Below are 22,532 nucleotides of genomic sequence, written 5' to 3' on the forward strand. Positions count from 1 at the left end.
GGCCGATCAGTTCTCCGCGCGGCCGGCCCGCCAGTAGCCCATGAACGCCACCGCGCACCGGTCCATGCCCCGCTCGGTGACCAGGTGGCGGCGCAGGCCGCGGATCACCGCCGCCTCCCCGGCCAGCCAGGCGTAGAGCGCCGCGCCGTCGGGCCGCTCCGGCACCTCCCAGAGGACGTCCCGGTCCACGTCCACCTCGGCCAGCGGCGCGACGGCCGCCGCCACCGGTACGGGCACCAGCCGGGCGGCCAGGCTCGTCACGGCCGGGGTGAGCCGGCTGCCGTGCGGGGCGCCGTCGCGGGGCAGCCAGGTCACCGTGACGCCGGCCGGCGCCGCGCAGGGCAGTTCGTCGCCGGTCTCCGGCACCTCCACCAGCGCGTGCCCGCGCGCGTCGGCGGGCAGCCGCTCCAGGATCGCGCAGATCGCCGGTGCGGCGGTCTCGTCGCCGACGAGCAGCAGCGTCGCGCCGGCCGGCGGCTGGAACTCGACCCCGCCGTGCGGGCCGTCCCACCCGGCGTCGGGGCCGACCACGGCGATCCGGTCGCCGAGGCGGGCCCGCCGCGCCCAGCGGGTGGCCGGGCCGCCGTCGCCGTGCAGCGCCATGTCCACGTCCACCTCGTACGCCTCCGGCCGGACGGCGCGCACGGTGTAGGTGCGGATCGGGCTGCGCAGCCCGTCCGGCAGCTCACGCCACCGCGGGAACCAGTCCGGCCCGTCGGGCAGTTCCCCCGGCGCCCCGTCGACCGGCGGCAGGGCCAGCTTGATCCGCTGGTCGTACCCGTTGTCGGCGAACCGGTCCAGGTCCGGGCCGGTGAGCGTCACCCGCAGGAACGACCGGCCGAGCCGGCGCAGGGCACGGACCTCCACGGAGAAGACTCGCCAGGGCGCGACGGCCAGGGTGCTGGTCATGCGTCATTCCTCTCACGGCCGCCGGGCGGCGCGTCGGTGAACGGGTCAACGGGCGGCGGCCGCGGCGCGGGAACGCCACAGCAGCCAGACGAAGTACGGGGTGCCGATCATGGCGGTGACCAGACCGGCGGGAACCTGGGCGGGTGCGATCACGCTGCGGCCGAGCGTGTCGGCGAGGCTGACCAGGGTGGCGCCGAGCAGCACCGCGACCGGTAGGACGCGGGTGTGCCGCCCGCCGACGAGTGCCCGGGCGGCGTGCGGCGCGACCAGGCCGACGAAGCCGATCACGCCGACCGCCGACACGGCGGTGGCGGTGAGCAGCGCCGCCAGGCCGAGCGCGACCAGCCGGGCGCGTTCCAGCCGGACGCCGAGCACCCGGGGCGTGTCGTCGTCGAGCGCGAGCAGGTCCAGTTCGCGGCGTACGGCGGCCACCACCGGCAGCGCGACCAGCAGCGCGATCGCCACCGGCAACACCTGCGGGGCGGTACGCCCGTAGGTGGAGCCGGACAGCCAGGTCAGTGCCTTGCCGGTGTTCCACGGGTCGGACGAGACCACGATGAACGTGATGATCGCCGTACCGCCCTGCCAGACCGCGAACCCGATCAGCACCAGCCGGTCGGAGTTGAGGCCGCGCCGCCGGGCGAGGCCGTAGACCAGCGCGAACGCGGCGACCGCGCCGAGACCGGCGGCGCCGGACAGGGCGAGCACGCCGGCCATCGGCGCGAACGTCAGCAGCGACACCGCGCCGATGCCGGCGCCGCCGGTGATGCCGAGGATGCCCGGTTCGGCGAGCGGGTTGCGGCACACCGCCTGCACAGTGGTGCCGGCCAGGGCCAGCGCGGCGCCGGCCAGCAGTGCCGCGGCGACCCGCGGCCAGCGGGCGTCCAGCACGAATGTGTACGCCGGGCCGGTGCGGCCCTGCACCCAGTTGACGATGTCGCCGAGCAGCACCCAGGTGTCCCCGGCCAGCATGCCGAGCACCAGCGCGGCGGTGACGACGACCGCGCAGGCCGCGACGACGACCGCGACGAAGCCGCGGGAGCGGACTGCCGCGTGGCCGCCCGGCGCCTGCCGGGTGGGTCCGGCGTCGCGGTGACGGCGGGCCAACCAGATCAGCAGCACCGCGCCGAAGAGTGTGGTCACCACGCCGGTCGGCACGTCGACACCGGCCTGCCCGCCGAGGACGGCGCGCAGCAGCACGTCGGAGCCGAGCACGATGACGACGCCGACGATGCCGGCCAGCGGCATCAGGATGCGGTGCCGGTGGACCTCGGGCACCCACCGGCCGAGCAGCCGGACGATCACCGGAGCGCCGAGGCCGACGAACCCGATCGGCCCGGCGAGGGTGACCGCCGCGGCGGAGAGCAGCACGGCGAGCAGCACCACCCAGAGCCGGGTACGGCGTACGTTGAGCCCGAGCACGGTGGCGGTGTCGTCGCCGAGGGCGAGCAGGTCCAGCCGGTGCCCGAGCGCCACCAGCAGCAGCGCTGCGACCCCGATCACGGGGGCGAGCTGGGTGAACGCGACCAGGTCGCCCTGCACGAGCGAGCCGTTGCCCCAGGCGAACAGGCCGATGGTGGACTGCTCGAACAGCAGCAGGAGCAGCATGGTCAGCGAGGCCAGCGCCATCGCGGTGGCCGAGCCGGCGAGAATGAGCCGGGTGGTGGCGGCCTGGCCGCCGGCCGAGAGCAGCATGACCAGGGAGGCGGCGGCGAGGCCGCCGCAGAACGCCAGCCCGCCCGCGGGCAGCGCCGGCAGCGCGATCCCGAACGCGGCGGTGGCGACGATCGCCAGGTGCGCGCCCGCGTTGACGGCGAGCGTGTCCGGCGAGGCGAGCGGGTTGCGGGTGGTCGACTGCAACGCCGCACCGGCGAAACCGAGCGCGGCACCGACGGCCAGCCCGGTGAGCAGCCGGGGCAGACGGGAGGCGACCAGCACCCGGGCGGTCTCGTCGTCGCCGCCGGTGAGCAGCCGGAGCAGGTCCAGCGCCCCCACCGACGACGTGCCCTGGGTGAGGTGCACCGCGGTGATGGTGACGAGCAGCACCGCGGCGAGGGTGAACGCGCCGGCGACCCGGCTGCGCCGGGCGGGCGGCGGCCCGACCGGGGCCGGCCGGGTGGCCGGCCCCGGTGGGGCGGGGGCGGTCATCGCGCTCAAGCCGTGTAGACCTTGACGAGCTCGTCGATGTACTGCTTGGCGGACAGCGTGCCGCCGAACGTCCAGATGCCGTTGGGCATCTTGTGCAGCTTGCTCTGCTGCACGAACGGCAGGGAGCGCCAGATCGCGTTGCCGGCGAGGCCGTCGGCGAAGACGTCGGTGCCGTCCGAGGCGTTGTAGAAGAAGTGCAGATCCTGGCCCTTGAGGACGGTCATGCCCTCGACGTCGGTCTGACCGAGGCCCCACATCTCGTCGGTCTTGCCGGTCCAGGCGTTCTCGAGGCCGAGCTGGATGCCGAGCTGGGACACGAACGCGCCCTGGCCGAACATCCGGATGGAGACGGTGCTGCCCTCCTTCCAACCGTCGGCGAAGGCGAACTGCTCGCCGGCCGCACCGGCGTCGGCGATCTTCTTCTTGCCGTCGGCGAGGGCGGCGTCGAAGTCGGCGAGCAGCTTGTCCGCCTGCGCGGTACGACCGGTCGCGGTGGCGATCATCTTCAGGTCCGAGCGCATCCGGCCGATGTTGTCGGCGGCGTCGCTGCCCTTGGTGACCAGCACCGGGACGTACTTCTCCAGCTGGGTGACGACGGCGGAGCCGCGCTCGGCCTCCATCACCACGAGGTCCGGCTGGAGGGCGACGATCGAGTCGACGCTCGGCTCACCCCGGGTGCCGACGTCCTTGACGCCCGGGTCGAGCGGGGCGGCGGTCACCCAGGTGGCGTACCCCGTCGGGTCGGCCACGCCGACCGGCATCACGCCGAGGCCGACGAGCATCTCCACCTCGCCCCACTCCAGGCCGACGACCTTGCTCGCCGGGCTCTTGAGGGTGATGGTCTTGCCCCGGCTGTCGGTGACGGTGACCGGGCCGGTGGGAGCGGCGTCGGAGGGGGACGGTGCGGCGGCGGGCTCCTCGGTGGTGCCGCAGCCGGCGATCAGCAGCGCGCCCGCCGCGGCGGCGGCGAGCAGGGTCAAACGGGTACGCAACATCGGTTTCTCTTCTGTGGGCAGGAGTCGGTCAGGCGGAGACGCGGGTCGTGTGCCGACCGACGGGACGAGTGGAGAGCAGGTTGGTGAGCGGGTCGACCGTCACCTCGACGCGGATGCCGTACGCCTCGGTGAGCGCCGCCTCGGTGAACACCTCGTGCGGAGTGCCGGCGCCGCGGACCCGGCCTTCGTGCAGGAGCACGACCTGGTCGGCGACGGCGGCGGCCTGGTTGAGGTCGTGCAGCACCACACCGACGGCGACGCCGGCGGTGTCGGCGAGTTCGCGCATCAGGTCGAGGATCTCCACCTGGTAGCGCAGGTCCAGGAACGTGGTCGGCTCGTCCAGCAGCAGGATCGCGGTGTCCTGGGCCAGGCAGGTGGCCAGCCAGACCCGTTGCAGCTCGCCGCCGGACAGCTCGTCGACCGGACGGCCGGCCATGCCGTCGACGCCCGTGACCCGCATGGCCCGGTCGATCGCGGCCGGTCCGTCGAGGTCGTTCGCGCGCCACCGCTGCCGGTACGGGTGCCGGCCGTAGCCGACCACGTCCCGTACCGTCACCCCGCTGGGGGTGGGGCGGCTCTGTGCGAGCAGCGTGACCCGCCTGGCGAAGTCCCGGGCGGACAGCGCCCGGGCCGGCGTGCCGTCGGCGAGCACGATCTCGCCGTGCTCCAGCGGGTGCAGGCGGGCCAGCCCGCGCAGCAGCGTCGACTTGCCGCTGCCGTTGGGGCCGACCAACGCGGTCACTGCTGCGGGCCGCAGCGTGATGGCGGCGTCGTGCACCACTGTCGTGCCGTGGTAGCCCAGCCGCAGGTCGTTGCCGCTCAAGCCGTCGGCTCGCACCGTTCTGCTCGTCACGGAGGTTAGGCTAACCTAAGCGCCGATCACGCTGTCAAGCCGGTCCTTCGGTCGGAATCGGCGGCCCGCCGCACGTCGACACGTGTCTCGTGGCGCGCGGTGACGTCGCGGTAGGCGGCGGCGACCCCGGCCAGTCCTCGTCCCAACTCGGCGCCGCGTACCCCGGCGTACCCGATGACCAGTGCCGGTGGCCGGTCGTCGGCGCGCAGGGCGTAGAACCGGCCGCCGCGCACCAGCACGGACCGGCGCCACGCCGGGCAGGTGGCGCGCGACATGCTGGCGTACCGCCCGGCCGCGGCGCTGGAACTCGGCGCGCAGCTGGCGCAGGTGCCGGTCGAACGCACCGGTGTCCACGAGCCGGGCGAAGACGAGCTGGTGCTCTGCGTGGACGAGGACGTCGACGTGGAGTCCGACCAGGATCGTGGTGGGCCATGGTGACCCGGTTCCAGGCCGACCAGGACCTGCGGGTGCTTGCCGAACGGGAGGGCTTCCCGCTGGACCCGAGCCAGCACACCGGCTACTCCCGGTCGCTGTCCGCCGACGGGCGCACCGCCAAGGCGGTGTTCGACTGCACAGTGCCGTACGCCCAGCGGGACCGGTTCCGCCGGCCCCGGTTCATCCGAGCCGTCGCTTCCCGTACCGCGCCGGCCAGCAGCGCCACTCCCTCGCTGATCCGGGCGGTGGGCAGCGCCGCGTACCCGATCAGGAACGTCGGCTCCGGCGGCGGGTGCGTGACGAAGTAGCCGGAGGCGGGATAGACCCGCACGCCGCTGCCGCTGCACACAACGGGTCTGATCGAGGACCGCATCGACCATCTCGAACGGCACCTGTCAGCTCACCCAGATGACTCGGCGCGAACGGGCATGCCGCGACCCGCAGCTAGAGGGAGACGGGGCGGCCGCCCAGGGTCACCGTGAGGCGGCCGTCGGTGATGAGAGACCGGGCCAGGGCACCGTTGTACGTGCCGCAGCGGTCGATGCTCAGGTTGTTCGAGATCGTCATGGTGCCCGGGTTGCGGTTGTACGTGAACCCGTGCTCGCCGTTGCGGTACGCGATGGTGCGCCGGACGGTGTGGTTCACCGCGATGTCCTCGCCGCCGAGCTTGAAGCCGTTACGGTCACCGTTGCCGCTCTGCGTGCCGTTGCTCAACGTGCCGTTGCCGTACGCGAGGGAGTCCTCGATGGTTGGCGGTCAAACCTCTGTCGCACTGAACGATCCCGACGCGCCGTCCGTATCCACTGCCGACCGGAACATCGGCCGGAACCGCGATGCCGGAGCGGGCACGAGCACGATTCCTCCAGTCGTCACTTCGCACCGTGGAGACGGGGCGGCAGCCGCCGCGCCGGCCCTCCCGGTTCGACCAGAGGAGAGGTGCATGACCAGGGGTACGCGCAGGACCGCGGTCCTGAAAGTCGGCGGGGTGGGCGTCCTCGCGGCGCTGTTGTTCGCCGGTGGGCTGCAACTGGCGTCGGCGGGCGAGAACGGCCGCCCGGCCACCACCGCCGCGCAGACCGTGAACTGCCCGACCGTACGCGACAAGCTGCCCGCCGTACCGGCAGCGGCATCGGCCCAGGTGGAACGGGAGCTGGCCAACCTGGACCAGGAGATCGCCCGGCAGAACGAGCGGCTGGCCCGGCTCGCGGTCCGGCCCGAGGGCGGCCCGAACTTCGTCAACAACGCGATCCTCGGCCCGTTGCGCAGCAAGCGGATCGCCGTGCTCGACCGGATCGAGATCGCCTTCAACCGGATCGGCGCGCAGCGCCCCGATCTGGACGCGCTCGCCACCTGCTCGCTCAACGCCCCGGGCGTGCCGAGCGCCGTCAACGGCGGAGCCCAGGGCGGCACCGGCGGCCAGAACGGCGACGTGGGAGGCCAGAACGGCGACGCCGGGGGGCAGAACGGCGACGCCGGCGGTGCGGCGCGGACGGTCGACTGCCCCCGGGTCACGCTGCCGGACGTCCCGGCGGCTGCCGCGGCCCAGGTGCAGGCCGAACTGGCCACGCTGGACAAGCAGATCGCCGAGGCGAACGCCCGCCTCGCCCGGCTCGCGGTACGCCCCGAGGGCGGACCGGCGTTCATCGACAACGCCGTCCTCGGCCCGCTGCGCAGCAAGCGCGTCGCGGCGCTCGACCGCATCGAGATCGCGTTCAACCGGGTCGGCGCCCAACGGCCGGACCTGGACGCGCTCGCCACCTGCGGCCTGGACTGACTGCCCGGTCGGAGCCCGGCGGTGCACGTCCCGCCGGGCCCCGGCCGCCGTCACAACGGCCCGAACACGTCGCCCGGGTCGGCGTCCAGCGAGAGCGTCTCCAGCACGGTGAGCAGTTGCCGTTCCTCGTACCGGAAGTGCGACTCCATGATCGCCGCCACTCCCTCCACGTGCCGGGCCAGCTCCCCGGGCGGGGCGTCGCGGGCCATCGCCGCGCTCAGCCCGGTCAGCAGGTACCCGATCATCGAGTGGTCCTGCCGCAGCCGGTCCAGCGTGTCGCGCAGCTCGGGATGCCGCGCCGCGATCGCCGGGAAGAGACTCCCGTCCTCGCCCTCGTGGTGCGCGGTCAGCGCCGCGCAGAACCCGTGGCAGAACAACAGCAGGTCACGCGTCGCCGGGCGGGCCGGCTCACCGCCGGCGAGCGCCCGCCGGGTCACCTCCAGCGCCTCGCGCAGCCGCCCGTGGACGGCTCGCATCTCGCGGCTCCAGGCCACCAGCCTGGACTGTTCGCCCTCAGCCATGAGGCGGGGGCGAAGGGACGACGAGTGTCATCGTCGTACTCCCTTCGATCCGGCGCCTCCATGCCTGACACGGTCTGCCACCGGCACGCGACGCTGCGCGGAGCATAACCAGCGGCGCGGGCACCATCAAGTAGTGCCGGCGCTACCCCGCGCCGGCAGCAGGCGGGATCAAGCGTGCGCCCCGGACAGCGCTGCGTGCGTCGTGATCCTGGCGATCGCGCTGGTGTTCGCCAATGCGATCAGCATCGGCGCGCGCTACCTGGTGCCAGGTGGCATGCGACTGGGTACGGCGGCCGCTCCCACCGTCACCGGGATCGTTAAGTGCGCCCACCCCGCGCGTCCCGATGGCGGTCAGTACAGTCCCGGTGGCGGCGGTGACCACGAACGGATCATGGTCGCCAGCAGTGCCGGATGGTCGGTCGCACCGCGCATGTCCACCGCGCGGCGGCAGCAGATCGTCACGCCGCTCGACGCCAGGATCTGCTGCCGGGCCCCGTCGTCGATCCGGCGGTAGCCCACCGGCACGCAGGACCGCACGTCCGGTGTGCCGCCGGCACGCAGGTTGAGGTCACCGCCGACGACGGTCGGCGCGCTCACCGCGTCGCCCCGGACCCCGGGCACCACGGTGCCGAGCAGCTGCCCGCACTGGGCCAGCGCGACCTGGGCACTGGTGTTCGCCAGGTGCGTGGTGCACGCGTGCAGCCCGGCGGCCCGGACGCACAGCCACACCCGTTCCTCCGGGTCGGCGAAGTCCTGCGCCGGATAGGTCCCCCGGTGCACCGACGGCCGGGCGTCACCGTCGTCGAGGCGGGCCAGCAGCCCGATCCCGTACGGCTCGCCGTTGTTGCACCGGGTGGGACCACCGGAGGGCCGGTCACCTGCGGCCTGGAACGCGGACACCACGGTGCCGCCGGACCGCGCGGCCCGCAGCGTTCTCTCCAGCGTCACCACGTCGTCGCGGCAGATCTCGTTGAGCGTGACCACGTCGGGCGCCTCGGCGGCGATCACGTCGACGGCCTGGCGGACGGCCCGGCCGGAGTAACAGCCGGCCCGGCCGCTGTTGCACAGGTTCATCTGGAGCACCCGCAGCACTCCCGTGCCGGTCGTGCCGGCGCCCGACGACCCGGCGGGCAGCCCGGCCACGACGAGCAGGCACACGACTGCCAGCACCCGGCGGACACGCCGGGCGGGGTGGGTGGCCGGCTGCGCTGACAGCGGGGCTCCAACGGGTACGGGCGGCGGCGGGCGCCGGTGATCCTATCGCCGGAACGCGTCCGTCGCCGCCCGGGCGGACGGCAGGGTGCCGCTCACGTCGAGGTGGCCGTCGGCGACGGCGGTGTCGTGGACGACCGCTCCGAGCCGGGCGAGCAGCGCCAGCACCGTCTCCACCGCGTGCCGGGGCAGGTTCACGTCGAACCGTTCGACCGGCTGGCACGCCCGCGTACCGGCCTGATAGGCAGGCACCTGCCCGAGCTGGGCGAGAAGGCGACGCTGTTCAGCCTCCAGACCATGGTGCTGGCCGGCGCGCTGTCGGCGTACAGCACACCGCCGCCGAGCCTGGCGGCGGCCTACCAGGCCGCGCCCGAACTGGCCCGCCTGCACCTGGAGATGGCGGAGTCGCTGAACACGGCCCTGACCGCAACCCTCCTGGGCGTGCTGCCCCGCGACTGACCGGCTATCGCGGCCCGGCCGAACCCGTGTCGGTCGCGTCCACGATGGAGACCGGCGTGCCCAGCTCCACGGTCCGGGAGACCGTGCAGAGCCGGTCGTGGGACTGCCGCAGCGAACGCGGCAGCGCCTCGCGGGCCCGGTCGCCGTCCGCACCCGCCGGGAACGTCACCGCAAAGGTGACGGTGAGGTTCTCCATCCGGTTCCCGGCTTCCGGGTCACGGATCTTGTCGCCGCTCACCGTGACCGCGAATCCGGTCGGTTCGGCGCGGCGGCTGGTCACGTGGTCGACGTCCACGGCGGTGCAGCCGCCGAGCGCCGCCAGCAGCAGTTCCACCGGCGTGAAGGTCGCGTCCTCCCCCGTACCCATCGACAGCTCGCCGCCACGGGCGTTGCGCACGACGTACCTGCCCACGCTGGTGCGCTCGATCTCCACCGACCGGAAGGTGTCGTCACTCATGCGCCGAACCTACCGAAGAGCGTTGCGCGAACGTGCGGTACACCGGCACGCCCGGCGAGTAGACGACCCGGTCGCTTCACCGCAGATCCCGCTGCCCCCGGTGGAAGGCGTAGAAGTCCGGGGCGGCAAGCAGGCATGGAAGGGTGCCGACGCGCCCGGGTCCGGCACCCGGATGCGCGATTCAGCGGCTTTCTGACGGGTAGTCGCGGCCGTGACTGAACCACCGCCGAAGCGGGGCAGCCCGGCGCCACTGGTCGTGCTGGCTCGCCGGGCCTGGAACCTGGTCACCGGCACCCGAAGTCGGGCAAGCCGGGCGGGACGATTGCGGCTGCGTCAACTGGAGATCATCGCACTGATCGCGGCACAGGCCGGTCTGGCGGCGGCGCTGTCCTGGTGGCTGGCGTCAACCCTGTTGGGCAACCCGAATCCGGTCTTCGCACCGACGGCCGCGGTCGGCACGATCGCCGCGGCGATCGGGCAGCGCACACGCCGTACGGTCGAACTGCTGTTCGGGGTGGGCCTGGGCATCGCCATCGGCGACGGGCTGGTCCTGCTCATCGGCACCGGCCCGTGGCAGACGGGTGTCATCGTCGCCCTGGCCATCGGGGTGGCCCTCGGACTCACCGGCCGGGGCGGCACCGTGGTCAGCCAGGTGGGTGGTACGGCGGTCCTGATCGCCACGCTCTCCTCCAGCCAGCAGAACCTGGAACTGCCCAGGATCGTCGACGCCGCGACCGGAAGCCTGGTGGGTCTGCTGGTGGTGGCGGTGCTGCTGCCACTGCATCCGCTGCGCGTCATGCGCCGGGCGGCATCACCGGTCTTCGACGCGCTCGCGGGGTACCTCCGGGAGGCCGAGGCGGCGATGCGGACCAGGGAGGCGGGCCGCGCCGTGCGGGCGATGGACGGCCTGCGTGCCATGGGACCGGACGTGGAGCGGCTCCGCGAGGCGCTCAGCGGCGCGGAGGAGGTGGTCACGGTCGCGCCGGCGAGGTGGCACTGGCGGCAGCACTACGAACGGTACGCCCACGGCGTCGCGCACCTGACCCGCGCCATCACCGACAGCCAGAACCTCGCCCGGCAATCGGCGACGATGGTGGAGTACGGGGAGAAGATCCCTGATCATCTTCCCGACGCCGTGGCGGCGCTCGCGGACGCCGTACAGCAGTTGCAGCGGGAGGTAGGGGCCGACAAGCCGCACGACCGAACCCGGCGGCACATCCTGCGGGCGGCCGACGAGGCGGGCCGAGCCGTGGAAGGCGGACTGCAGAACTTCGCCGCCTCCGTCGCGACCCAGGTGCGGGTGACCGCCAGTGACCTGATGCGGGCCACCGGCTGCTCCGTGGACGAGGCGAATCAACAGGTACGGCAGATGGCGCGACGGGGAGGACGGGGAGGACGGGTTCGCCCATCGTGAGGATCGGAGCGGGTGGCGGCCTTAGTCTGGGCGAACCTGGACGGAATCAACCATCACGGCCGGAGGGAAAATGAGAGGCAACTACATCCGCTTCGGTCTGGTCCTGCTGATCAGCCTGGCCGTCATGTTCGTCCTCACGCTGTCCCAGATCCGCAGGTGGTCAGACTTCTTTCTCAATCTGAGCAATTTCTACATGTCGGTGATCATGGTCGCCGTCATGGGTGTGATCATGATGGGCGTCATGCATCAGATGTTCACCGATCGACGTCTCAACATCGTGCTCTACTCGGTGCTGGGTGCCCTCTTCGTCGCCGGTTTCGCGGCGGTGCGCACCGAACCCTTCGTGGGCAACGAGAACTTCCTCAAGTCGATGATCCCCCACCATTCCCGGGCGGTCCTCGTCTGCCAGGAGTCCGACATCACCGACCCGGAGATCATCGCCCTCTGCGGCCAGATCGTGCAGTCGCAGGAAGAGGAGATCACCCAGATGAAACGGATCCTCCGCGACCGGTACTGATCTCCGCGCGGCCACCCGTACCCGCAGCACCACCCACGAACCCCGCCCCCTTCAGCGGGTACGGGATGAACGTGCTGCGGTTCTCGTCCAGGTCGAGCCGTCCGCTGATCGGAGCCGCCGCGCGCTGGGGGCAGGTCATCCGCTCGCAGGTCTTGCAGCCGGGGCCGATCGGGGTGGCCGCCTCGGCCGCGTGCAGGTCCATGCCGGCCGAGTAGACGAGCCGGTCCGCATGACGGGTCTCGCAGCCCAGCCCGACCGCGTAGACCTTGCCCGGCTGGTTGTAGCCGCCGTGGTGGCGGGTGATGGTGCGCGCGGCGCGCACGCGATCGGCGGCATGGCCGCGGTCATCCCCAGCCGCGACGCCGAGGTCAACGAGACGGCGCTGCGCCGGGTACGCGCGGACAAGCGGCGCGAGGCCGGCGACGGATTCGACGGCTCCTGGGTCGCACACCCGGGCCTGGTCGACACCTGCCGGGAGGAGTTCGATGCGGTGCTGGGCGACCGCCCGAACCAGCTCGACCGGCTCCGCAACGACGTCGACGTCACCGCCACCGACCTGCTCGCCGTCGACAAGACCCCGGGCCAGGTCACCGCCGCCGGGCTACGGTCCGACATCGCGGTCGCGCTGCGCTACGTCGACGCCTGGCTCGCCGGCACCGGAGCGGTGGCACTGTGGAACCTGATGGAGGACGCGGCGACCGCCGAGATCGCCCGCTGCCAGGTCTGGCAGTGGCTGCACCACCGCACCCCGCTGGCCGGCGGCGGCTGCGTCACCGAGGACCTCGTCCGGTCGATCCTCGCCGAGGAACTGGCCGCGCTGACCGCCGGCCGCGACGACGCCGACCGCGAGCGCGCCGGGCAGGCGGCGCGGATCGTGGAGGACACCGCGCTCGGCGAGGACCTGCCGGCGTTCTTCACCACCGGCGCGTACGCCCGCCACCTCGCCCCGCGGGCACAGGTGGCGACGGTCGGCTGACCGGCGGGACGCCGCGGCCGGGAGGGAAGTGACAGGTCCCTCCCGGCCGTGCCGCTGCCCGCCGGCCCAGGCTGTCGCGAACGGCCACCCGGGGCCCGCGCGGGTCAGCGCGGCCGGGAACCCGTCATCGGCGGAACGGACCGGTGACGCAGTAGGTGATGCCGCCGGAGGACGAGCCGCTCGTGCCGCGTTGCGACGAGAAGTACAGCCGGTCCCCGGCCGGGGTGAACGCCGGTCCCGTGATCTCCGAACCGCTCTGCCCGGTGATCCGCAGGAAGACGGAGATCTTGTCGTCCGGCGTGATCATGCAGATCTCCATGTTGCCGCCGTCCTCGGCGACGTACAGGTCACCGGCAGTGGACCCGGTGATGTTGTCGACACCGGTCAGCGGTGCGGTGCCGGAGGTGACCAGGCTGTCGTCGTAGGCGAGCTCGTACGTGCCGGCCGCCAGGTTGACCTGCCACACCCGGTTGTCGCCCTTCGTGGTGAACCAGACGGTGTCGTCCGCGTAGTGACAGCCCTCGCCACCGTTGAACGTCTTCGCGCCGGACACCTGCTGCCGGGTCGGCGTGGGCGAGCCGTCCGGGTCGGGCACGGTGGCCCAGGTGAACGTGCCCGAGGTGGCCGTACCGGCGCGGAGGACCTGGAGGGTTCCGGCAGAGAGGTCGCCCCAGGTGGTCGGCACGAACCGGTAGAACTTGCCGTCGCTCTCGTCCTCGGTCAGGTAGACGACCCGGCGGACCGGGTCGGCTGCGGCCGCCTCGTGCTTGAACCGGCCCATCGCGGGACGCGCCACGGCGCTCCCGCCGAGCGGGTACGTCTCGAAGACCCGGCCCCGGGACACCTCCTCGCAGGACAGCCAGGTGTTCCACGGCGTCTTCCCGCCGGCGCAGTTGTTGTTGCTGCCGGAGAGGATCCGCGACGCCCCGATCACGGCACCGCTGGAGTTGAAGAGGAGACGTGACGCACCGCCGCCCGCACCGGCCGACACTTCGGAGTTCGACACGTAGATCCACCCGGTGCCGTTCGGGAACACCGCGCCGCCGTCCGGAGCGTCGTGCCAGGTGTACGACGTCCCCGGCACCGTCTGGCGGGAACGCGCGACGATCGAACTGGTGAAGCCGGCCGGCAACTGGATGCCGTTGGCGTCGGCGGACAGCAGCCCGCCGTAGGGGCCGGCGGCGTTCTGCGCCGGCGCTCCGTAAGCCGCCGACCACGCCGTGAACGGCAGGGCGACAGCGCCCGCACCGACAACAGTGGCCCGCAACATCGCTCGACGATCCATGGAACCTCCTCGGTAGGTTCCCCAGATCTGATCGGGCGGAGCTTACGCACATCGATCTGTTGGATGAACGTCGATGGACGGCTCGGTGCGCGGCGTCGTGCCACCTCCCGGCTGGCCGCACCCCGCCGAGCGGGACGCCCTCGCACCTCGCTCCCGGCCCGGACGACGCCCGATCATCGGCCCGGCGCCGGGCGTCGCGGACGAGAAGCCCGTCGACGCGGGCCGCAGCGCCTCGGCCTATGCCGCCATCCGCACCGGCAGCAGCACCAGCACGACGGTGGCGGCGACGGCGAGCACGACCCGGGCGGTCCGGAGGCCCCGCCACCAGGGGAGCACCCAGAGCAGCAACCAGATGCCGCCGGCAATCGCCACATGCAGGGCGGCCACACCGAGGATCGTCTCCTCGCACAGGTTGTAGGCCTTGCTCTCCGCGCACAGCGCCGGCGTCCCGTCGTTCCCGGCCGCGAAGGTCGCCAGCACGCCGGCGACGCAGGCGAGCACCGGCGCGGCCACAAGGGTGAACAGCGGCGTCACCAGCCACCCGGCGAGGTCCCGGCTGCGGTCCACTGAGCGGTTCAGCATCAGAACGCCTGGCCCCCGTGGTCGAGCAGCGATGATCCGGCGGTCAACCGCGTGGCGCGCGGTTCGCAGGAGCGTCGCGATGCTGAGCTGCACGGCTCGGCTGAGCGGGGACGGTGCCGTCAGTACGAGTCGTGGCCGCCGCAGTCGCGGCCGCAGGCTTGGACGTGCGGCGGTGGAGCGTGAGAGTCATGACCAGCACGACCAGCGCTCCGACGATCAGCCCAAGGATCGCGCTGGCCACCGTGTTGACGAGCCAGCCGACGAGCCCGCCGAGAACACCCGTGGCGTCGTGGGCGGCGACCTCCACGTGGTGCACGGCCTCGTACAGGAAGTGCAGGTTCAGCTCGTTCGTGCCCAGCAGCAGGATGTGCCCGCCCACCCACAGCATCGCCGCGGTGCCGACCACCGTCAGCACGGTGAGGACTACCGGCATCGCCCTCACCAGACCGCGGCCGAACGTGGCGACGGCGCCGGAACGTTGCGACAGGCGCAGCCCGGCGTCGTCCATCTTCACGATCAGGGCCACCGCGCCGTACACCAGGACGGTCATGACGACGGCGACGACAGCCAGGATCGCCAGGCGGGACCAGAAGGCCTCATCGATCACCTCGTTGAGGGTGATGACCAAGATCTCCGCCGAGAGGATCAGGTCGGTTCGTACCGCCCCGGACACCAGTGTCGTCTCGTCCTGCACCTTTTCCTCGCCCGCGCCGTGGGCATCGTGATGGGCGATCTTGGCCCACACCTTCTCCGCGCCTTCGTAACAGAGGTAGGCGCCGCCGAGCATGAGGATCGGAGTGAGCAGCCAGGGCACGAACTGACTGAGCAGCAGCACCGCCGGCAGGATGATGAAGAACTTGTTGCGCAGCGACCCCAGGGCAATACGCTTGATGATCGGCAACTCACGCTCGGCCGCCAGGTTCCGTACGTACTGCGGCGTGACGGCAGCATCGTCGACGACGACGCCCGCAGCCTTGGCGCCGGCCTTCGCGGCGGCCGCCCCGATGTCATCGATCGACGCGGCAGCGGCTCGGGCCAGCACCGCCACGTCATCCAGCAGGGCTACGAGTCCACCGGCCAAGGGAGGTTCCTTCCAGGGTTGCACGGAGTTCGAACTGGCCCATTCTCGCTCAGGTCCCTGCTCGCGGCACGCCACCGCCCAGTCGAATATCGGGCGAGAGTTCGGGGTGCGGGACGCCGGTCGCCACCGGACCGGCCTTGGCTGCCCGTGCAGCTTGATCCACTTGTCGTGCGCCGCCTCACGGGTCATGCGGTAGACGTGTTGCGGATGCGTTTGCCGTCGGGCTTGGTGACCCAGACGTCGGCGGCGAAGCCGTTGCGGTAGGGGAAGGGAGCCTTCGCCGCCGGGGCGTGTGCGCGCGGGCATCAGGTTCCCTGGGGTTCGACCTGTTCGCGGATGTAGTTGTCGAACACGCGGCCCGCGTCAGCACGAAACCGCGGACCTGCTCTTTCGCTTCGGACCAGGTCCGCCACCGTAGACGCCCGCCTCTCTGCCATCAGCACGTCACCACGCGCAGGTAAACGACGCGACCGGCTCACCGATGAGAACCGGACGGGCCGCATCCATCCGATAGAAACTGTAAATATCAGATTAATCAGGAAAAGATGGAAGAATGTCTACCACAGCGGATACGCCGCCTGGTCACTGAATCCGAAGGGCTGCAGCGTGGGAGACGTACCTCCTGGCTTCCTGTCCGGACCTGCCCGCCCGCTCAGCACGCACCTGCGACGGGCCCCTCGGCGCTACGCCACGCTGGCCAGCGTGGCGATCCTCAGCGGCGTCGCCTTTCTGGTCTGCTGGTCGGTGGATCAGACCTATCTGGCTCCCGCTCTGCTGGTCGCCGTCGCCCTCAGTGGTCGCTGTCCCCGGCCCGGGCTGCTCGACGTGCTCGCTCTGCTGCTCGGCGTGTGGGTCGTCGCCAGCCTTGGGTGGACGGTCGACACCGCGGCGACCCGCAGCTCCGTCTACCTGTACGGCACCTGCGTGCTGCTGCTGGTCACGGTGCGACACGTCGTGACCACCATCCGGGACCTGCTTGCGGTCGGCGGCTCGTTCCTCGCCGGGTGTCTCGTCCGGACGTACGAGCTGATCCGTGACCCCTCCATCGGCGGCGACCTGGGCCGTGCGGGAGCCTTCGACCTCAGCGTCCGGTACGGCATCGAGGGATTCAACATCAACCTGACCGCCTACACGATGGTCGCCGGGGTCCTGCTGGCGGTGCTCCTGGGCACCGTCGGTGAACTGCCCCGCGCGGCACGCCTCGTGCTCTACGCGATCGTGGCGCTGCTGGGCTACGCGGTGCTGCTCAGCGGGACGCGGGGCGCCCTGGCCGCGCTGCTGCTCGGAGCCGCCTACCTGCTGTGCAGCCGGGCGACTCCGCGGGCGTGCTGGCTGGTCGCGGCGGTCGCCGTCCCGGCGGTCCTGCTGCTCGTACCGCTCGGCGTGGGCGAGGCGACGCTGCTGCGGCTCGACGGCCTCGTCGCCGACCGCGCGACCGGTGACCTCGCCGGCCGGATGCTGGTCTGGCCCGAGGCCGTCGCCACCTGGGAGCAGTCCCCGCTCGCCGGGATCGGAGCAGGCGCGTTCATGGCGGTCAGCTCCTGGGGAATCGGCGCCCACAGTCTGGTCCTCACCCTCGGCGCCGACCTCGGGCTCGTAGGCGTGCTCTGCTACGCAGCCGTCCTGGCCGCCGCCGTGCGACCCGTCGAGCGTGCCTCCCGGCAGGGCGCGCGGTTGGCCGGGCTGCTCCTGGTGACGTTCCTGCCGATCTGGCTCACCGGGCACTGGGAGGACGCCCTGGCCGCCTGGCTACCGCTGGCGTTGTTCTCGCTCGTGCCCGCCCTCTCGGCCGACCGGCCACAGGGCATCGGCGGCCGGCACCACCGGTCAGGACCCGACGGGGTGCTTTCCCGGCGCGGCGGCCGGCGGTCGATGGTCGGGCCGGGGCGGACCGGCGAGCCGACGCCACAGGTCGATGTGCTGACGCAACACGCGCTGTAGCCCGTAGAGTCGGTGCACCCGGGCCCGGGCGCGGCCGGCCAGGTCAGCACGGCGCACCGGGTCGGTCATCAGCTCCCGCAGCGCCGCGGCGAGGCCGGCGGGGTCCGAGGGCGCGACGATCACCCCGCTGTCGTCGTCGAGGATCTCGGCGGTCGCCCCCACGTCGGTGGCGACGACCGGGCAACCGAGCGCCATCGCCTCGACTATCACGTTGGGGAACCCCTCGGTGTGGCTGGGCAGGACGAACAGGTCGCAGCGGGCCATCATGGCGAGGACGTCCGTGTGCGGCAGCTCGCCCATGAAGGACACCGACGCCGACGGCTGGTGCCGCACGGTCACCGACCGCAGGTAGGCCGGGTCGGCGGGGCCGACGAAGAGCAGCCGCCAGCCCGGCTGCGCGGCCGTCCGCCACGCGGTCAGCAGGTCCTCCACTCCCTTGGCGTGCAGGAGCCAGCCGACGAACAGCACCGTGCGTTCCGCTGGCGCGGGGTCCCGGTGTGGCACCGGGAGCCGGTCGAGGTCCACTCCGTTCGGCATCCGCAGCACCCACACCGTGGGGAGCTGGTCGCGGACGGTGGACTCGGACGCCCCGTCGAGGACCAGAACGGCGGTCGCCAGCCGCATCGCCGGCACCATCAACCGCCACTCCAGGCTGCGGCGCCCCGCGATCTCGGGGATCCGCCCGAAGTGCAGGTGGTAGACGGCCGGTCGCCGGTACACCCGGGCGATGCGCAGTAGCGCCAGGTCCCGGAGGACGCCGGGGCCACCGGACGAATGCAGGTGCACGACGTCGGTCCGGCCCGCGGCCAGGACACGGCGCAGTCCCACGGCGCCGGCCGTGAGCTGGCGTACGCCCGCGGTCAGGCGCCGGCCCCACCCAAGGCCTTGCCCGCCGCGCCACCGCCGGGCGATGTCGATCACCTCGATGCGGACCTCCGGATCGTCGCGGAACCGGTCGACCAGCATCGCCACCCCGCGGGCGATGCCTCCGACCGGTGGCGGCAGCGGCCCCACCACGCACACCCGCATCCGCTCCGGCATCTCAGTGTCCAGCACCCGCTACCTCCTGCACAGAATCGAGCAGCCGCGCCAGCGGCTGCGCGTACGCCCGGACGTCGAAGGAGTCCAGCGCCTGCTCCCGGGCGGCCTTGCGCATGAGCAGCCGTTCCTCGGCGGTCAGCCGCAGCGCCCGGTGCAGCGTCGCCGCCAGCGCGGCCACGGAGTGGTCGGCGCAGACCAGGGCATTGACGCCGTCCTCCAGGTAGCGGCCCAGGTCGCTGGTCAGGTTGCAGATCACCGGGGTGCCGTTCGCCATCGACTCGCAGACCTTCGTCGGGAAGCCGGCGTTCGCGTAGCGCGCCAGCGGCCGGAGCAGGACGCTGAAGTCGGCTTCGCGCAGCAACTGCGGCACCGTCCACTGCGGCACGCGACCGACCACCTCCACCATCTCCGGCGGGTCGCCGCCGAGCAGATCCCGCAGCTGTCGGAGGGACGGCCCCACCACCCGCAGCCGCAGTCGCGCACCGGCGCGCGCCACCGCCTCGACCGCCTCGACGACGGTGCCGAGCAGGTCCTTGCGGCCGGGGGTGCCGGCGTAGACCAGGGTGAGCCCGTCCCGCCCGATGGCCGGGGCGCCCGATGAGCCCGCCAACTGCCGCACGTCGAGGGTCGGCGGTACCCGCACCACCGGGCATCCCCGCTGCCGGAAGTGCTCCTCGAGGAGGGTGCTGATGGCGATGATGCCGGAGCAGCGCGGGTAGTGGTGACGCAGGGCGAGCTTCGCCGACAGGTTCAGGGGGCCCAGCGCTCCGCCGACCAGTTGTCGGGGGCTGTACCACTCGACCACGTCGACGACCAGCGGGATCCCGTGGCGCCGGCACCACCGGCGCAGGTGGACCATGTACGGCGTCCCGCCGCCGTAGACCACGACGTGTGACGGTCGGGTCGGTTGCGCCGTCAGCCAGGCGACGGTTCGCGCCCCCCAGCGCAGGAGCACCTGGGTCGCTCTGGCCGCCGGGCTCGCCCCGGCGGGCGGCAACTCGCCCACCCCGACGTGGGATATCGTGCCCGGCCCCATTCCGACGTCGACCGGTCGAGGCGCGGCCGGGGTGTGCTCCCCGCCGACCACCACCACGTGCCGGCCGGCCAGAGCCAGCGACCGGGCGATCCCGTCGACCCGCCGGGAGCATGCTTCGCCCCACGGGTAACGGAACGGCCCCACGTACGCCACCCACCCGGATGGATCCGTCATAGCATCGTCCCCTCCGGCAATGGGCCCGGTACGGCGGAGACTTCTGCCAGGCGGGCGGCGAAGGCCCGAGCCACCTGGTCCTTGCGGTGGTGGCGACTCGCCCAGGAGTGCCCGGCGTGGGCCAACCGACCGCGCAGCGCGCCGTCCCGACACAGCCGTTCCAGGGCGTGCCGCAGCTCTCCCCGGCTCTCGACGCCCACCACCATTGCGGCCCCCGCGGCGTCGAGGTGCCGCATCGAGGCGATCTCCCCCGGGCCGTACGCCAGGACAGGCCGCCCGGCAGCCAGGTACTGGGGGATCTTGGTGGAGAGTGAGAAACGGGTGTAGCGCCGCAGCTCCGCCCGGAACGACTCCACGTGCACCAGGACGTCCGCCCAGGCCAACGCGCGGGTGACCTCCGCGCCACTGAGAGACTCCCCGAGGTCGACCTGCGGGCAGTCGGCGAACCGATCCCGGTAGTGGACCAGGTCCGCCTCCGGCGCGTGCACCGTCAGCCGCGGTCGAGGCAGGTCCGCGGGCAGTTCGCCGAGGGCGAGACCGACCTGACGCAGCACTGCCCACCGGTCGAGGTGCAGGCCCCCCACATAGCTCAGGCGCAGCACCCTTGGCTCCGCCCGACCGTCCACCGGGTCGAGGAAGGCGCTCTCGTCGACGCAGTTGGCGAACGCCGTGAACGGTCGGTCGTACCGCCGCTCGTACTCCCTGGCCATCTCGTCGCTGATGCACAGGCCGCTGACACAGCGGCGCATGACCCGGTCCAGGTGGCGCCGGACCGAGCGCTGCCCGTGGCCGAGCAACTCGCCGGAAGCGTAGAGGGTCGCCGGCCAGTCGTCCATGAAGTGGGGCACCAGGGGCGCGCCACTGCACTCAGCCAGCCGGTCGGCCAGCCGCATGATCCGGACGCTGCCCAGCATCGAGTAGATCACGTCGGGGCGGAACGCCCGGACCCACTCGACCAGCGGGCCGGCGACCCGCAGCGGGCTCAGGTCGGCCACGGCGCGCAGTTCGGCGTGCAGCCGGGCCGACGAGGGTGCCCCCGCCGACACCGGTATCGCCCCGATCGCCGGATCTGCCCGTCGCCACGACGAGCCGCCACGGCTGAGAAGCCGCCGTCCGTAGTGGTCGATCGGGCTGCTGCGCGGGTCGATCCGATGGAACCGGGAGCAGATTTCGGTGGAGGGTTCCGCGGCGGCGGTGTAGACCTGCGCGAGCCGGTCCCGGGGCCACCCCGCGAAGAGGCTGGCCAGGGTGGTGCCGCTGCCCGTACTAGTTCGGAAGGGCTCCGCCCCGACGACGAGGACGCGAGCCCGGCCGGGCTGCCCGCTCATGCCGTCACCCGCTGCCCGTGCGCCGCCGATCGGGCTCGGGTCACCACCTGGCGACTCCCCAGTAGCGCCGCCGGGACGACCGTCACCAGCCCGACGGCCGCACCCAGCCACGGCACCGCGGCCATCCCCAGCGCCCCGGCTCCCCACACTTTCAGCGGCACCGCCAGAACGAGGTACGCCGTCCAGCCGACGAGCTGCGGGTGGACCACCCCGGCGGCGTTCTGCACCATGAAACGGGGCGAGGCCATCGCGAGCACCATCCACCAGGCACCGAGCCCGGCGAGCAGCCACCGGTCCGGTGGGTGAGCCATCCCCATCAGCGCGGCCAGCGGCTCCCCGCCGACGAGCGCCACCACGACGGTCGGCAACCCGACGGCTACCGCCGCGACGAGGGTCATCCTGCCGGTCAGGCGACGGACCCAGTCCACCCGGCCGTGGGCCAGCGCCTCACCGTACGCCGGCCACAACGCCGTGGTCATCATCGACATGAGCAGTCCCAACTGGGCGAACAGGCGGGCGGCCACGGCGAACACGGCCACCTCGGCCAGGCCGTGGGTCTGGGCGACGATCAGGGGGTCGGTGTTGGTCGCAACCGTCAGCACCGCCGTGAGCAGGAGGAACATCCCGCCCAACCGCAGCAGCGCCCGGGCGGCGGATGCCTCCACGTACCGCAGTGACGGGGCCAGCTCCGGCATCCGCCGGGCGTACAGCCATAGGCTGTTCACCAGGTTGCCCAGCAGCGGGCCGCTCACCGCAGCGGCCACCAGTGGTACCGGCCCGGCGTCGAAGGCCACGGCGACCAGGGTCAGCGGGAGGCAGAGCAGGGACCCGGCCAGCTGCCACGAGTTGGCGCGGGCGACCTGCTGGATGCCGTACTGCACCCGGACGACCAGCGAAATCGGCACGTTGAGGATGAAGACGGTCAGGCAGACCAGCGTCATCGCCCGGGCCGTCGGCACCAACTCGGCGCCGGGCAGATTGAACACGGCTGCCCACGGGACGGCGAACGCCCCGATCCAGAGAGCGGCGCAGGCCACGACCGCCGCGCCGGCCAGAGTCAGGTAGGCGGTGGAGACGTAGCGTCTGGCCCGCACGGTGTCGCCCCGAGCATGGGCGTCCGCCAGCTTGGTCATCAGTCCGTTACCCAGGCCGAGGTCGGCGAAGGCCGCCATCGCGGTGAGTGCCGTCACCGCCTGCCACAGACCGAACAGCTCCACGCCTAGATACCGCTGGGCAAGCGGGAGCAGCAGCAGCGGCACGACGGCCCCGACCGCCCGGCTGCCCACCGTCGTCGCGATGCCGGCCACCAGCCTCCGGTCGCGGCCCCGGTCGGCCACCGCCGGATCGGCCGGTGCGGTCCGGGCGTCGGCCGACTCCGTGACGGCAGGGTGCAT

26 protein-coding genes and 1 pseudogene are annotated in these 22,532 nt (G+C 72.6%); 8 read left to right on the forward strand and 19 right to left on the reverse strand.

Translation table 11 applies throughout. The annotated features are described in order from the left end of the window. Positions 1 to 6 precede the first annotated feature (6 nt). Genes GA0070215_RS19875 through GA0070215_RS19895 form a run of 5 tightly spaced genes read right to left on the reverse strand, consistent with a single transcriptional unit; the run spans position 7 to position 5,180 of the window. The gene (locus GA0070215_RS19875) at positions 7 to 909 is read right to left on the reverse strand and encodes a siderophore-interacting protein (RefSeq protein ID WP_091048413.1); all 903 of its coding nucleotides are present in this window, start codon (positions 907 to 909) and stop codon (positions 7 to 9) included. 45 nt (positions 910 to 954) lie between these two features. Further along, positions 955 to 3,057: an iron ABC transporter permease gene (locus tag GA0070215_RS19880; protein WP_091048416.1), complete on the reverse strand. Its 2,103-nt coding sequence runs from the start codon at positions 3,055 to 3,057 to the stop codon at positions 955 to 957. A 5-nt stretch (positions 3,058 to 3,062) separates the two neighbouring features. Next, positions 3,063 to 4,052, reverse strand: a complete 990-nt coding sequence (locus GA0070215_RS19885) for an ABC transporter substrate-binding protein (protein ID WP_091048420.1) — start codon at positions 4,050 to 4,052, stop codon at positions 3,063 to 3,065. Positions 4,053 to 4,080: 28 nt separating this feature from the next. After that, entirely contained in the window at positions 4,081 to 4,890 is an 810-nt protein-coding gene (locus GA0070215_RS19890; RefSeq protein WP_091048425.1) for an ABC transporter ATP-binding protein, read from the reverse strand. Positions 4,891 to 4,931: 41 nt separating this feature from the next. Then, positions 4,932 to 5,180, reverse strand: a complete 249-nt coding sequence (locus GA0070215_RS19895; protein WP_244167066.1) for a hypothetical protein — start codon at positions 5,178 to 5,180, stop codon at positions 4,932 to 4,934. Between GA0070215_RS19895 and GA0070215_RS29225 the strand changes: the two genes are divergently transcribed. After that, positions 5,167 to 5,343 carry a hypothetical protein gene (locus GA0070215_RS29225; protein ID WP_244167067.1) on the forward strand — a complete coding sequence of 59 codons (177 nt, stop codon included), beginning with the start codon at positions 5,167 to 5,169 and terminating at the stop codon, positions 5,341 to 5,343. The two genes, GA0070215_RS19895 and GA0070215_RS29225, sit on opposite strands and share 14 nt — an antisense overlap. Further along, positions 5,337 to 5,648 carry a hypothetical protein gene (locus GA0070215_RS19900; RefSeq protein ID WP_244167068.1) on the forward strand — a complete coding sequence of 104 codons (312 nt, stop codon included), beginning with the start codon at positions 5,337 to 5,339 and terminating at the stop codon, positions 5,646 to 5,648. Before GA0070215_RS29225 ends, GA0070215_RS19900 begins: the two co-directional genes overlap by 7 nt. A gap of 136 nt (positions 5,649 to 5,784) precedes the next feature. Here the strand turns inward: GA0070215_RS19900 and GA0070215_RS19905 are convergent, their stop codons facing one another. Beyond that, entirely contained in the window at positions 5,785 to 6,054 is a 270-nt protein-coding gene (locus GA0070215_RS19905) for a hypothetical protein (protein WP_244167069.1), read from the reverse strand. 226 nt (positions 6,055 to 6,280) lie between these two features. On the opposite strand from GA0070215_RS19905, the gene GA0070215_RS19910 reads away from it, so the two are divergent. Next, positions 6,281 to 7,114: a hypothetical protein gene (locus GA0070215_RS19910; protein ID WP_026268225.1), complete on the forward strand. Its 834-nt coding sequence runs from the start codon at positions 6,281 to 6,283 to the stop codon at positions 7,112 to 7,114. Positions 7,115 to 7,164: 50 nt separating this feature from the next. Here the strand turns inward: GA0070215_RS19910 and GA0070215_RS19915 are convergent, their stop codons facing one another. The 3 genes from GA0070215_RS19915 to GA0070215_RS28095 all read right to left on the reverse strand — a co-directional run bounded on the left by GA0070215_RS19915 (position 7,165) and on the right by GA0070215_RS28095 (position 9,045). Further along, entirely contained in the window at positions 7,165 to 7,590 is a 426-nt protein-coding gene (locus GA0070215_RS19915) for a hemerythrin domain-containing protein (RefSeq protein ID WP_244167070.1), read from the reverse strand. Positions 7,591 to 7,986: 396 nt separating this feature from the next. After that, entirely contained in the window at positions 7,987 to 8,805 is an 819-nt protein-coding gene (locus GA0070215_RS19920) for an endonuclease/exonuclease/phosphatase family protein (protein ID WP_091048433.1), read from the reverse strand. Between the two features lie 87 nt (positions 8,806 to 8,892). Then, entirely contained in the window at positions 8,893 to 9,045 is a 153-nt protein-coding gene (locus GA0070215_RS28095) for a hypothetical protein (RefSeq protein WP_018786805.1), read from the reverse strand. Here GA0070215_RS28095 and GA0070215_RS19925 point away from each other — a divergent pair. Then, on the forward strand, positions 9,028 to 9,306 hold the full coding sequence (locus GA0070215_RS19925) for a hypothetical protein (protein ID WP_091048520.1): 279 nt from the start codon (positions 9,028 to 9,030) through the stop codon (positions 9,304 to 9,306). The two genes, GA0070215_RS28095 and GA0070215_RS19925, sit on opposite strands and share 18 nt — an antisense overlap. 4 nt (positions 9,307 to 9,310) lie before the next feature. Here GA0070215_RS19925 and GA0070215_RS19930 read toward each other — a convergent pair whose 3' ends face one another. Further along, positions 9,311 to 9,763, reverse strand: coding sequence for an OsmC family protein (locus GA0070215_RS19930; protein ID WP_091048437.1), 453 nt, complete (start codon positions 9,761 to 9,763; stop codon positions 9,311 to 9,313). A 211-nt stretch (positions 9,764 to 9,974) separates the two neighbouring features. On the opposite strand from GA0070215_RS19930, the gene GA0070215_RS19935 reads away from it, so the two are divergent. Both GA0070215_RS19935 and GA0070215_RS19940 read left to right on the forward strand, forming a co-directional pair. Then, a complete protein-coding gene (locus GA0070215_RS19935) occupies positions 9,975 to 11,177 on the forward strand; it encodes an FUSC family protein (RefSeq protein ID WP_244167071.1) in 1,203 nt (400 codons plus the stop codon). A 70-nt stretch (positions 11,178 to 11,247) separates the two neighbouring features. Continuing rightward, on the forward strand, positions 11,248 to 11,694 hold the full coding sequence (locus GA0070215_RS19940; RefSeq protein ID WP_018786801.1) for a DUF305 domain-containing protein: 447 nt from the start codon (positions 11,248 to 11,250) through the stop codon (positions 11,692 to 11,694). Here GA0070215_RS19940 and GA0070215_RS19945 read toward each other — a convergent pair. Continuing rightward, positions 11,657 to 12,016: a short-chain fatty acyl-CoA regulator family protein gene (locus tag GA0070215_RS19945; RefSeq protein ID WP_244167072.1), complete on the reverse strand. Its 360-nt coding sequence runs from the start codon at positions 12,014 to 12,016 to the stop codon at positions 11,657 to 11,659. The genes GA0070215_RS19940 and GA0070215_RS19945 overlap by 38 nt on opposite strands. Positions 12,017 to 12,028: 12 nt before the next feature. Here GA0070215_RS19945 and GA0070215_RS19950 point away from each other — a divergent pair, with 12 nt between their 5' ends. Next, on the forward strand, positions 12,029 to 12,670 hold the full coding sequence (locus GA0070215_RS19950) for an aldolase/citrate lyase/malate synthase family protein (protein ID WP_377467304.1): 642 nt from the start codon (positions 12,029 to 12,031) through the stop codon (positions 12,668 to 12,670). A 124-nt stretch (positions 12,671 to 12,794) separates the two neighbouring features. On the opposite strand, the gene GA0070215_RS19955 is transcribed toward GA0070215_RS19950, so the two are convergent. The 4 genes and pseudogenes from GA0070215_RS19955 to GA0070215_RS29735 all read right to left on the reverse strand — a co-directional run. Next, entirely contained in the window at positions 12,795 to 13,955 is a 1,161-nt protein-coding gene (locus GA0070215_RS19955) for an alkaline phosphatase PhoX (protein ID WP_091048444.1), read from the reverse strand. A gap of 237 nt (positions 13,956 to 14,192) precedes the next feature. Beyond that, positions 14,193 to 14,537: a hypothetical protein gene (locus tag GA0070215_RS19960; RefSeq protein ID WP_018786795.1), complete on the reverse strand. Its 345-nt coding sequence runs from the start codon at positions 14,535 to 14,537 to the stop codon at positions 14,193 to 14,195. Between the two features lie 43 nt (positions 14,538 to 14,580). Beyond that, the gene (locus GA0070215_RS19965) at positions 14,581 to 15,618 is read right to left on the reverse strand and encodes a DUF808 domain-containing protein (protein WP_091048448.1); all 1,038 of its coding nucleotides are present in this window, start codon (positions 15,616 to 15,618) and stop codon (positions 14,581 to 14,583) included. Between the two features lie 109 nt (positions 15,619 to 15,727). Further along, a pseudogene (locus GA0070215_RS29735) lies at positions 15,728 to 15,924 on the reverse strand (site-specific integrase); the annotation flags it as partial. A gap of 396 nt (positions 15,925 to 16,320) precedes the next feature. Here GA0070215_RS29735 and GA0070215_RS19975 point away from each other — a divergent pair. Then, positions 16,321 to 17,559, forward strand: coding sequence for an O-antigen ligase family protein (locus GA0070215_RS19975; RefSeq protein ID WP_091048451.1), 1,239 nt, complete (start codon positions 16,321 to 16,323; stop codon positions 17,557 to 17,559). Here the strand turns inward: GA0070215_RS19975 and GA0070215_RS19980 are convergent. Genes GA0070215_RS19980 through GA0070215_RS19995 form a run of 4 tightly spaced genes read right to left on the reverse strand, consistent with a single transcriptional unit; the run spans position 17,446 to position 22,532 of the window. Next, a complete protein-coding gene (locus tag GA0070215_RS19980; RefSeq protein ID WP_141708225.1) occupies positions 17,446 to 18,615 on the reverse strand; it encodes a glycosyltransferase family 4 protein in 1,170 nt (389 codons plus the stop codon). The two genes, GA0070215_RS19975 and GA0070215_RS19980, sit on opposite strands and share 114 nt — an antisense overlap. After that, positions 18,602 to 19,810 (reverse strand): glycosyltransferase, encoded by a 1,209-nt coding sequence (locus GA0070215_RS19985; protein ID WP_091048457.1) that lies wholly within the window; start codon positions 19,808 to 19,810, stop codon positions 18,602 to 18,604. The genes GA0070215_RS19980 and GA0070215_RS19985 overlap by 14 nt, the downstream gene beginning before the upstream one ends. Further along, positions 19,807 to 21,138 (reverse strand): glycosyltransferase family protein, encoded by a 1,332-nt coding sequence (locus tag GA0070215_RS19990; RefSeq protein ID WP_091048461.1) that lies wholly within the window; start codon positions 21,136 to 21,138, stop codon positions 19,807 to 19,809. Before GA0070215_RS19990 ends, GA0070215_RS19985 begins: the two co-directional genes overlap by 4 nt. Further along, positions 21,135 to 22,532 carry a lipopolysaccharide biosynthesis protein gene (locus GA0070215_RS19995; RefSeq protein WP_091048465.1) on the reverse strand — a complete coding sequence of 466 codons (1,398 nt, stop codon included), beginning with the start codon at positions 22,530 to 22,532 and terminating at the stop codon, positions 21,135 to 21,137. Before GA0070215_RS19995 ends, GA0070215_RS19990 begins: the two co-directional genes overlap by 4 nt.

Source organism: Micromonospora marina (genome assembly GCF_900091565.1).
GTDB lineage: Bacteria > Actinomycetota > Actinomycetes > Mycobacteriales > Micromonosporaceae > Micromonospora > Micromonospora marina.

Excerpts from the sequence above, each read along its gene's own strand:
- GA0070215_RS19990 (WP_091048461.1), bottom strand. The coding sequence starts at position 21,138 with ATGAGCGGGCAGCCCGGCCGGGCTCGCGTCCTCGTCGTCGGGGCGGAG.
- GA0070215_RS19900 (WP_244167068.1), top strand. The coding sequence starts at position 5,337 with ATGGTGACCCGGTTCCAGGCCGACCAGGACCTGCGGGTGCTTGCCGAA.
- GA0070215_RS19915 (WP_244167070.1), bottom strand. The coding sequence starts at position 7,590 with ATGCGAGCCGTCCACGGGCGGCTGCGCGAGGCGCTGGAGGTGACCCGG.
- GA0070215_RS19955 (WP_091048444.1), bottom strand. The coding sequence starts at position 13,955 with ATGGATCGTCGAGCGATGTTGCGGGCCACTGTTGTCGGTGCGGGCGCT.
- GA0070215_RS19895 (WP_244167066.1), bottom strand. The coding sequence starts at position 5,180 with ATGTCGCGCGCCACCTGCCCGGCGTGGCGCCGGTCCGTGCTGGTGCGC.
- GA0070215_RS19940 (WP_018786801.1), top strand. The coding sequence starts at position 11,248 with ATGAGAGGCAACTACATCCGCTTCGGTCTGGTCCTGCTGATCAGCCTG.
- GA0070215_RS19960 (WP_018786795.1), bottom strand. The coding sequence starts at position 14,537 with ATGCTGAACCGCTCAGTGGACCGCAGCCGGGACCTCGCCGGGTGGCTG.
- GA0070215_RS19885 (WP_091048420.1), bottom strand. The coding sequence starts at position 4,052 with ATGTTGCGTACCCGTTTGACCCTGCTCGCCGCCGCCGCGGCGGGCGCG.
- GA0070215_RS19950 (WP_377467304.1), top strand. The coding sequence starts at position 12,029 with ATGGCCGCGGTCATCCCCAGCCGCGACGCCGAGGTCAACGAGACGGCG.
- GA0070215_RS19880 (WP_091048416.1), bottom strand. The coding sequence starts at position 3,057 with ATGACCGCCCCCGCCCCACCGGGGCCGGCCACCCGGCCGGCCCCGGTC.
- GA0070215_RS19985 (WP_091048457.1), bottom strand. The coding sequence starts at position 19,810 with ATGACGGATCCATCCGGGTGGGTGGCGTACGTGGGGCCGTTCCGTTAC.
- GA0070215_RS19910 (WP_026268225.1), top strand. The coding sequence starts at position 6,281 with ATGACCAGGGGTACGCGCAGGACCGCGGTCCTGAAAGTCGGCGGGGTG.
- GA0070215_RS19930 (WP_091048437.1), bottom strand. The coding sequence starts at position 9,763 with ATGAGTGACGACACCTTCCGGTCGGTGGAGATCGAGCGCACCAGCGTG.
- GA0070215_RS19995 (WP_091048465.1), bottom strand. The coding sequence starts at position 22,532 with ATGCACCCTGCCGTCACGGAGTCGGCCGACGCCCGGACCGCACCGGCC.
- GA0070215_RS19875 (WP_091048413.1), bottom strand. The coding sequence starts at position 909 with ATGACCAGCACCCTGGCCGTCGCGCCCTGGCGAGTCTTCTCCGTGGAG.